General features: G+C 59.5%; 6 protein-coding genes and 1 tRNA gene. 4 read left to right on the forward strand and 3 right to left on the reverse strand.

Annotated features, from left to right (window positions below; translation table 11 throughout):
• Positions 1 to 20: 20 nt before the first annotated feature.
• Positions 21 to 2,534, forward strand: coding sequence for a transglycosylase domain-containing protein (locus RAE04_RS08980; RefSeq protein WP_317027145.1), 2,514 nt, complete (start codon positions 21 to 23; stop codon positions 2,532 to 2,534).
• A gap of 27 nt (positions 2,535 to 2,561) precedes the next feature.
• On the opposite strand, the gene RAE04_RS08985 is transcribed toward RAE04_RS08980, so the two are convergent.
• Complete coding sequence (locus RAE04_RS08985) at positions 2,562 to 3,026, reverse strand: GatB/YqeY domain-containing protein (RefSeq protein WP_317027146.1); 465 nt, start codon at positions 3,024 to 3,026, stop codon at positions 2,562 to 2,564.
• A gap of 33 nt (positions 3,027 to 3,059) precedes the next feature.
• Between RAE04_RS08985 and RAE04_RS08990 the strand changes: the two genes are divergently transcribed.
• Positions 3,060 to 3,950, forward strand: a complete 891-nt coding sequence (locus tag RAE04_RS08990; RefSeq protein WP_317027147.1) for a metallophosphoesterase — start codon at positions 3,060 to 3,062, stop codon at positions 3,948 to 3,950.
• A 78-nt stretch (positions 3,951 to 4,028) separates the two neighbouring features.
• Positions 4,029 to 4,105: transfer RNA gene (locus RAE04_RS08995), tRNA-Pro, on the forward strand.
• A 35-nt stretch (positions 4,106 to 4,140) separates the two neighbouring features.
• Here the strand turns inward: RAE04_RS08995 and RAE04_RS09000 are convergent.
• Together RAE04_RS09000 and RAE04_RS09005 are read right to left on the reverse strand one after the other, a co-directional pair.
• Positions 4,141 to 5,505, reverse strand: a complete 1,365-nt coding sequence (locus tag RAE04_RS09000) for a citrate:proton symporter (protein WP_317027148.1) — start codon at positions 5,503 to 5,505, stop codon at positions 4,141 to 4,143.
• Between the two features lie 456 nt (positions 5,506 to 5,961).
• Positions 5,962 to 7,410 (reverse strand): hypothetical protein, encoded by a 1,449-nt coding sequence (locus tag RAE04_RS09005; RefSeq protein ID WP_317027149.1) that lies wholly within the window; start codon positions 7,408 to 7,410, stop codon positions 5,962 to 5,964.
• A gap of 86 nt (positions 7,411 to 7,496) precedes the next feature.
• Here RAE04_RS09005 and RAE04_RS09010 point away from each other — a divergent pair, with 86 nt between their 5' ends.
• The gene (locus tag RAE04_RS09010) at positions 7,497 to 8,126 is read left to right on the forward strand and encodes a hypothetical protein (protein ID WP_317027150.1); all 630 of its coding nucleotides are present in this window, start codon (positions 7,497 to 7,499) and stop codon (positions 8,124 to 8,126) included.
• Positions 8,127 to 8,195 lie beyond the last annotated feature (69 nt).

Consider the following 8,195-nt stretch of genomic DNA (forward strand, 5'->3'; position numbering starts at 1 on the left):
GACCACGTAGTGTATGGGGCGTGACTGTCATCAAATCTTTGGCCAAGATAGCCCTGTCTACGGTCTTGGTAGGCGCGCTCATCGCCCTGGCTCTTGCCCCCTTCGCGGGCATTTCCGGCGTGGCGATTGCCCGCACTAACGAAACCATGCAATCTGACCTGCAAGATCTGACTGCCGGCAATATCCCAGGCGTCACCACGATCAAAGACGCCAAGGGCAAGGACATGGCCTACATCTTCAGCCAGCGCCGCCACCCGGTGGAGAGCAAGAAGATTTCTAAAGCCATGAAAAACGCCATCGTCTCCATTGAGGACGAGCGCTTTTATGATCACGAGGGCGTGGACTTCCAGGGCAATTTCCGCGCGCTGTGGACCAACTTAACCTCGGGCGGCGTCTCCCAGGGCGCCTCCACCATCGATCAGCAGTACGTCAAGAACTACCTATTGCTGGTCTCTGCCACCACCGATGAAGAACGCGCCGCGGCCACCGAGCAATCCGTGGCCCGCAAGCTGCGCGAAATGCGCATGGCCACCAAGATGGATGCGGAATTGGATAAGGATGACATCCTCACCAACTATCTCAACCTGGTGTCTTTTGGTAACCATGCCTATGGCGTCGAAGCGGCGGCCCGCACTTACTTCGGCACGCACGCTTCTGAACTCACGGTGCCGCAGGCAGCGATGTTGGCCGGTATGGTCCAATCCTCTGAGCGCCTCAATCCCTATACCAACGCTGAGGAAGTAACCGACCGGCGCAACCTGGTTCTGCAATCCATGGCGGATAACGGCCATATCAAGCAGCAGGAAGCGGATAAGTATAAGGGGGAGAAGCTGGGCGTCGGAAAGAAGCCCAAAACGCTAGCCAATGGCTGCATCGGCGCCGGTGACCGTGGTTTCTTCTGTGATTATGTGCTGAAATACCTGGATAAGAAGGGCATTAGCGAGGAGCAGCTGGCGCGCGGTGGCTACACCATCAAAACCACGCTGGACCCAACGGTGCAGGACAAGGCCCTCGAGTCCGTACAAAGCCACACCAATCCGGATGCCCAGGGCGTGGCTGAAGTCATGAACGTCATCAAGCCCGACAGGTCGGACCGCAAGGTGCTGGCCATGGTCTCCTCGCGCGATTACGGCCTGGACCTAGATAAAAATGAGACCATCCTGCCACAGCCCTACTCCTTGGTGGGCAACGGTGCAGGTTCCGTCTTTAAGGTCTTTACCGCCGCGGCCGCGCTCGAAGCGGGCTATGGCATCAAAAACACCGTGGATGTGCCGACCCGCTACGAGGCGGAGGGCCTAGGCCATGGTGGCGCCGCCGGCTGCCCGGCGGACCGCTACTGCGTGGAAAACGCTGGTGCCTATAAGGCCACGATGACGCTGCAGGAAGCGCTGGCACACTCCCCCAATACGCCGTTTATCAAGCTCACGGAGCAAGTAGGCGTGGCACCCATCGTCGATATGGCGGTGCGTTTGGGACTGCGCTCCTACGACGACAAGGGCAGCTTTGATAAGGACACCTCGATTGCCCAGCACACCAAGGACGCCAACTCCGGCTCCTTCACCTTGGGCCCGGACCAGGTCAACCCGCTAGAGCTTTCCAATGTCGGCGCCACGCTGGCCGCAGATGGCAGGTGGTGCGAGCCCAACCCCATCTCCCAGGTCACGGATAAGGAAGGCAACGAGGTCTACCTCAAGGAAACCCCGTGTGAGCAGGCCGTTGATAAGGACGTAGCCCGCGCGATGAGCAATGCCTTGTCCGAGGACGCCAAGCAAGGCACGGCCAAGAATGCCGCCCAGGCGGCAGGTTACTCCAGCCCGATCGCGGCCAAGACCGGTACCACCGAGTCCAACCAGTCCTCCGCATTCTTAGGATTCAACAAGGGCATTTCCGCCGCGCCGTATATCTATAACGATGGCACCTCCACCGTCCCGCTGTGTACCGGGCCGGTGCGCCAGTGCGCGGGTTGGGGCAACCTCTACGGCGGCTTGGAGCCGGCGCAGACCTTCTTCAGCATGGCTACGCAGCTGCCGATAGCCACCAAGGCCGGACTGCCGAATTACAACAAGAAGTACGACAACGGCACCACGGCCGATAAGACCCTTGATAGCCTGCGCGGCAAGTCCGAGGCCGAGGCCCGCCAGACCTTGGAGTCCAAGGGCTACGTGGTCAAGACCTCCCGGGTCATCGGCGGCAATGTTCCTTATGGCCGCGTGGTTCGCGCGATTACCGGCAAGGACGGCAAGAAGAAGGGTGCGGAGATTACGCTGCAGCTTTCCGACGGCGCCGGGGCCTCCCAATCCCCCTCCTCCGGCGTGGCCAACGCTGACTCCACCGGCGCGCAAAATAGCACCGGCGGCGATAATGCCGACGGTGCTACGAGCCCTGGCCGCTCGACTGGCGGCACAGGCGGCGGAACGGGCAACGGCGGTGGCGGTACCGGTACCGGCGGCGGGTTCTCGCCGGAAGACTTTGGCATCCGCCAAGAGGACATCGATAACTTTGCCAACGACGTCCGCAGTCTGCTCGGCCGCTAAGCCTCGCCCGTTGCGGTCTGGCCCGCTTTAGCTCAGCTGGGACTTGACCTCGGCGGACAGGCGCTTGCCATCCGCCTGGCCGGCGGCCTTGGCATTGGCCACCTTCATTACTGCACCCATCTGCTTCATGGTGGGTGCTTCGCCGTTTTCGGCCTCAACCTCCGCGATAGATTCCTTCACTAGGGCCTTAAGCTCGGACTCGTCCAGCTGGCGGGGTTGGTAGGCCTCGAAAAAGGGGACCTCGGCAAGCTCGGCTTCCGCCAGCTCCGGACGGCCGTTGTCCTCATAGACCTCGGCGGACTCGCGGCGCTTTTTAATCTCGCGCGCAATCACCTTGAGGATATCGGCGTCCTCCAGCTCATGCCGGGAGCCATTGGTCTCCTCGGCCTGGATGGCAGCCAGCAAGGCGCGGATGGCGCTGGTGCGCTGCTTCTCTTTCGCCTTCATTGCGGTTTTCAGATCTGCACGGATGGTTTGCTTTAGCTCGCTCATGCCTATCAATGTACGCCAGGTAGTGTGGTAGCCGTGAAACTTTTACGTATTCTTGGCGGCCTCACCGCTGCCGGCCTGGGCGCCGCGGCATGGGGCTATAGCGAACTGACCAAATTCGAGCTCAAGGAATATACGCTCCCCCTCCTGCCCAAGGGCACGCTGCGCGGCAAGCCGGAATTTCGGCTGCTGCATCTGTCAGATCTGCATATGATCCCCGGCCAGGAGACCAAGATTGCCTGGGTTTCTGCCCTCGATGCCCTGGAGCCGGACCTCGTGGTCAACACCGGCGATAATCTCTCCGATCAACAGGCCGTTCCCGATACACTGCGCGCTCTCGGCCCGTTGCTGGCCCGCCCCGGCCTCTTCGTCTTCGGCACCAATGACTACTGGGCACCGCAGCCGGTCAATCCCTTCAAGTACCTGCTGGGCAAAAAGCGCGAACCTTCCTACGTGGATTTGCCGTGGCGAGGTATGCGCGCCGCATTTATGGAGCACGGTTGGCGCGATGCCAACCAGGCACGGCATGAATTCAAGGTAGGCAATGTCCGCCTTGCCGCCGCCGGCGTGGACGATCCACACCACGATCTAGATGACTACTCCGAAATCGCCGGCCCGCCCAACGAGGACGCCGACTTGTCCCTGGCACTCCTCCACGCCCCCGAGCCCCGCGTGCTGGAAAAGTTCGCAGCCGATGGCTACCAACTTTCCCTATCCGGCCACACTCACGGCGGCCAGATCTGCCTGCCCGGCTCCCGTGCGCTGGTGACCAATTGCGGCATCGACCGCGAGCGCGTGCAGGGCCTCCACGACTTCGGCCCGATGAAGATGCATGTCTCCAATGGCCTGGGCACCTCCAAATTCGCCCCAGTGCGTATCTTCTGCCGCCCTTCCGCCACGCTGCTGAAAATCACCGAGGTGGACTAAACCCAGCCACCTGCCGTTTTGTTGATTATGCTCAGCTTGCGTTAAAGTATCCAGGTACCGCTTTTCAAGGCGGAACGCCGGGATATGGCGCAGGTTGGTAGCGCGCTTCGTTCGGGACGAAGAGGTCGCAGGTTCAAATCCTGTTATCCCGACCAACAGCCCGCAGCTTTGCTGCGGGCCTTTCTCGTTGTTATGCCAGCATTCCTGCAAAAAGTGCCACTGCAACCAAGATAGCGGAGAAAATCCACGCAATGGGAAAAGCCAGCTTGAGGTATTTACCCATCTGCCCTTCCGCAAGGCCTAGCGCCAGCCACAATGCAGGAGAGAAAGGCGAGACAAAGGTGCCCACCACGTTGCCGATAATGAGCGCGCAGGCCGCACCCATGCCGCTGACCCCAAAGCTTTCAACAGTTCCTTGAACAATAGGAAGTACTGAGAAGTAATAAGCATCCGTCGAGGTCAACAAATCAAGCGGCACACCGAAGAAGCCCACAATCACATGAAGGTGCGGTGCGACGCCCTCTGGTAAAACGTTTACTAGTGTCAGTGCGATTTCCTCAAGCATTTTGGTTTCATTGAGGACACCCAAGAACATCGCGGCTGCAAGGATAACGCCTGCCATGGCCAAGGCGTTGGGCGCATGCCGTCGCAGGGCCTCGCCCTGCTCCATGGGACCGCTGAAGTTAATAGCCAGAGTGATGGTCGTGGCAATGAGAAAGGCTGGGGCGGGCGGGACTACGCCTGAGAGCAAGGCCACCAGAACTGCAAGGGCAACGACGATATTGACCACGGTTACCCAGCGCCCTTTGCGGAGGTGGTAGCCCAATTTATGTTGTTCACGCACCTGCGTAGCAGCGAATTCATCGGCCAATGCGTTAACGTCCACTGCAGTACCGCCTGCAAATTCGCCGCTTTCGCGCAGCCCCGCAACACGGCGCTGTTCCCGCCACCCCAAAAACGCAGCCAAAAGGAATACCAGCACAATCGCCACGCCTTGAATAGGCAGGAGTTGCACCCAGATTGCATTGGGCTCCTGATCGACCACAGCACCGGCGCGGCCCAGCGGGCCGCCCCAAGGAACCATGTTCATGACCGAGGCGGCCATCGCCACAATGGTAATGAGCACGTAGCGCGACATGTTCAGCGCACGGTAAAGCGGCAACAGGGCCGGGATGGTGATAAGGAAGGTAGTAGAACCCGATCCATCAAGGTGCGCCACTACGCCAATCGCCGCAGTGCCCAGCGTTACAGCCATAATCCTTCCCCGAGTGGCCCTGATGAGCGTGCGAATGACTGGGGTAAATAGGCCAACGTCTTGCAAAATGCCGAAGAAGATAATGGCGAAGATAAACATCACCACGACGTTGATGACAGAATTTAAGCCTTCGCTGAAAAAGTCAGATATTTCACCTAGACCAAATCCACATATAAAGGCACCAACCACGGGTACCAGCGTCATGGGGATGATGGGATTTACTCGGCCGCGGATCAAAATTCCCACCGTCACGAAAATGATGATGAGACCCATGGCCGTGAGCCCGAGCGGGGTCTGCATAGTGCTCCTTCAAAAGTCGACAACTCACCTTGTCCTACGCTATAAAAACAGGCGAGTGTGACTCAGATTAAACCGCCACTATCGACAACGCTACTACTCCCCCCAAAGTCCACACCGCTTTAAATTGAATTACCTATAGATAATCGTCACCACAAAACAGTTCGCGCTGCTTGAAATAGCCTCCACCCCAGCAAAAGCATTCAAGGAATTACACGGATTTTCCGCAAACATTGCAGATAGGCACCCCACATATGGGAAACGACGCGGTGCCCCTACAGCGCCGCGTCGTCCCTATTCCCTATCACTCACAACGGATTGGAGAAACCGTTCGCCTACCCCCTAAGTAGGCTTTGTGAGCAAGACCAACTGTAGCACTCGCTCAATACAAACGGTAACGGACGCCAAAATTCCCAGTTTCCACCAATGTTTTTTATTGTTAGGTCTGCTTTTTCAGACCTAATTAAGCAGAGTTTTAGTTTTTGCTGTGGACAAGGCCCACCATTTTGCACTTAACCCAACGAGAGTGACAGCCAGCAATACCGCAATTCCGGCCCACAAGACGGCTTGTTCGCCTTCGTTACCTGCCACCGTGACGGCCGCGGTAGTCCAATTCAATGGCAAAAGATTAGAAACAACTTGCCATTCCTTAGAAACACCGGCAATTGCCGCAGATTTCCACAGCCATCCCACCAGCGCGGTCTGGCCGATGACAAAGAGCGCCGCGAGGATGCTCCCAGCGGTAATACCGCATAGCCCGAGTAGAGCGCGGGTGATGGCCGCTATAGACAGCGCCCCCAGAAGGAGCGCCGCGCCGGCCCAAACCGCCGCCACAGGGGTAAATCCGGTGGCAAGCACAAAAAGGAGGATTTCCCCGATGGCAACCGCGGCCAGCGTGCCGCCGAGGACCGTCAGCCATGGGCGGAGCCCCACCTGCCAGGCCACACCGGCCGCGGCACCTGCGAGCAGAACCAAAGCGGAGACTAACATCGCCACGATGGGGCTGAGCAGATGTGCAGGTCCGTCGGTCGCGGTATGCGCCGGCGGCAGGGCACGCTGAATTTCACCCACATTGGTCTGGTTTTGGGCTGCCATGGTGGAAAGCCTGCTGGCACCTTCGTCAAGCTTGTCCACGCCCTCCTGCGCCTCACCGACGCGTTTGTTGAGCTCCGCGATGCCCTCATTAAGCTCCTGCGCACCGGATACGGCCTGGTTCACGCCATCGTGATAGGCATAGCCGTTGACCGCCAACTGATTGGATAGATCGCGCGAGCCGTCCTTGAGCTTTTTAAGCTGGTCGGTCACCGAATTATCCAAGCGGAAATTATTCACCTGCGCGCGGAGATCGCTTAGCTGCGAGCGGATTTCCTTCGCTTCCTTAGATTTATTTCCCTCCAGGTCGCGCATCGTGCCATCGATGGCCTGCAGAATCTGCCCCTGGACAGCACCAAGGCCCACCACTTGGTCCACGGCACCGCCGACACCATTGGCCAGCTCCGTTGCACCGCCACCGAGCGTATTGGTTCCAGACTGCAGCTGATTGAGGCCGGCTACCAGTTCTTGGGAGCCCGTCGCCAGCTTGTCGACGCCCCCTCCGAGCTCATCCGCCCCCTTATTCAGCTCCCCCGTGCCGTCATCAAGCTGCGTGGCACCCGACTTCAACATGCTCGCCTGGGCTTGCGCGCGGCTGGCCGCCTCGGCGGCTTCCTTCACTTCTGGGGAGGCAGAATTTTCCCGCGGTGCACCAAACGGCTGCGCGGCGCTAGACCAGGCATGGGCGGGTTCCCACTGTGCAAGGCCCGCCACCGCAGCGCCAATAATGAGCGGCAGGGCGAGCAGGAGGATCAAGAGGACGCTGCGCCACCGGGAGGGGGACGCAGCGTCTGGGGAAGCAAGGCGTGAGGTCATGATAATGAACCTATCCTTGCAGGTCACTCCCCTGTTGCAGGCGCGCCGAGCACTCCCGCAATGACCGTTCCTCTACGATATATGGCATGTCCCACAATTATTCCCTGGCCCCCTCCCGCTACCTCGCCGCTGCGGCCATCGCGCCACTGTGTTTCAGCCTTGTTGCCTGCTCCAACGACGCCGATACGGCCGCAGAACCAGAGTTCTCCGACGCCACCGCCGCAAGCTCCTCGGCCACGGAGACCTCGTCCGAAGAAACCACGAGCGATCCCGCGACCTCGGAAGCCCCAGACACCACCACCGAGACCGCGGAGGCCGAGCCTACCTCTGCGGCCGCAGGTCTTACCGAGAACACCGCGGAATCCGCCAACGAAGAGAGTGAAGCCCCAGCCGCCGCACCCGCCGATACCGGCCGCGGCGATTGCTCCCCAGAAGCGCTACAGCCCGCAGCTCCCACCATGACCAATATCCGAGTCAGTAACTGCGATGGCCAGTGGGCCCACTTTGGCAAAGACAGCACGGACTGGACTGCCTGGGCGCGCTACGAGGGCGGCCAGTGGGTAGCCATTAAATCCATCGGCGAGACAACCTCGGGCCTAGCCGCCCCGTGCTACGACGTGGATAAGTGGGCCGCCGAGGGCGCTCCTGCCTTTGTTACGGAAAAGAGGGTTAAGGGTCAAAAAGTGTGTCCGGAATCGCGGATTTTCACGGATTGACCTGTAGGTTTCCGGAAAGTATATGCTCCGGAAGCATATATCTAGCCCCCGACGGGAAATCCTCGGTGT

This window comes from Corynebacterium sp. CTNIH16 (assembly GCF_032821655.1).
In the GTDB taxonomy this organism is placed as follows: Bacteria; Actinomycetota; Actinomycetes; order Mycobacteriales; family Mycobacteriaceae; genus Corynebacterium; species Corynebacterium marquesiae.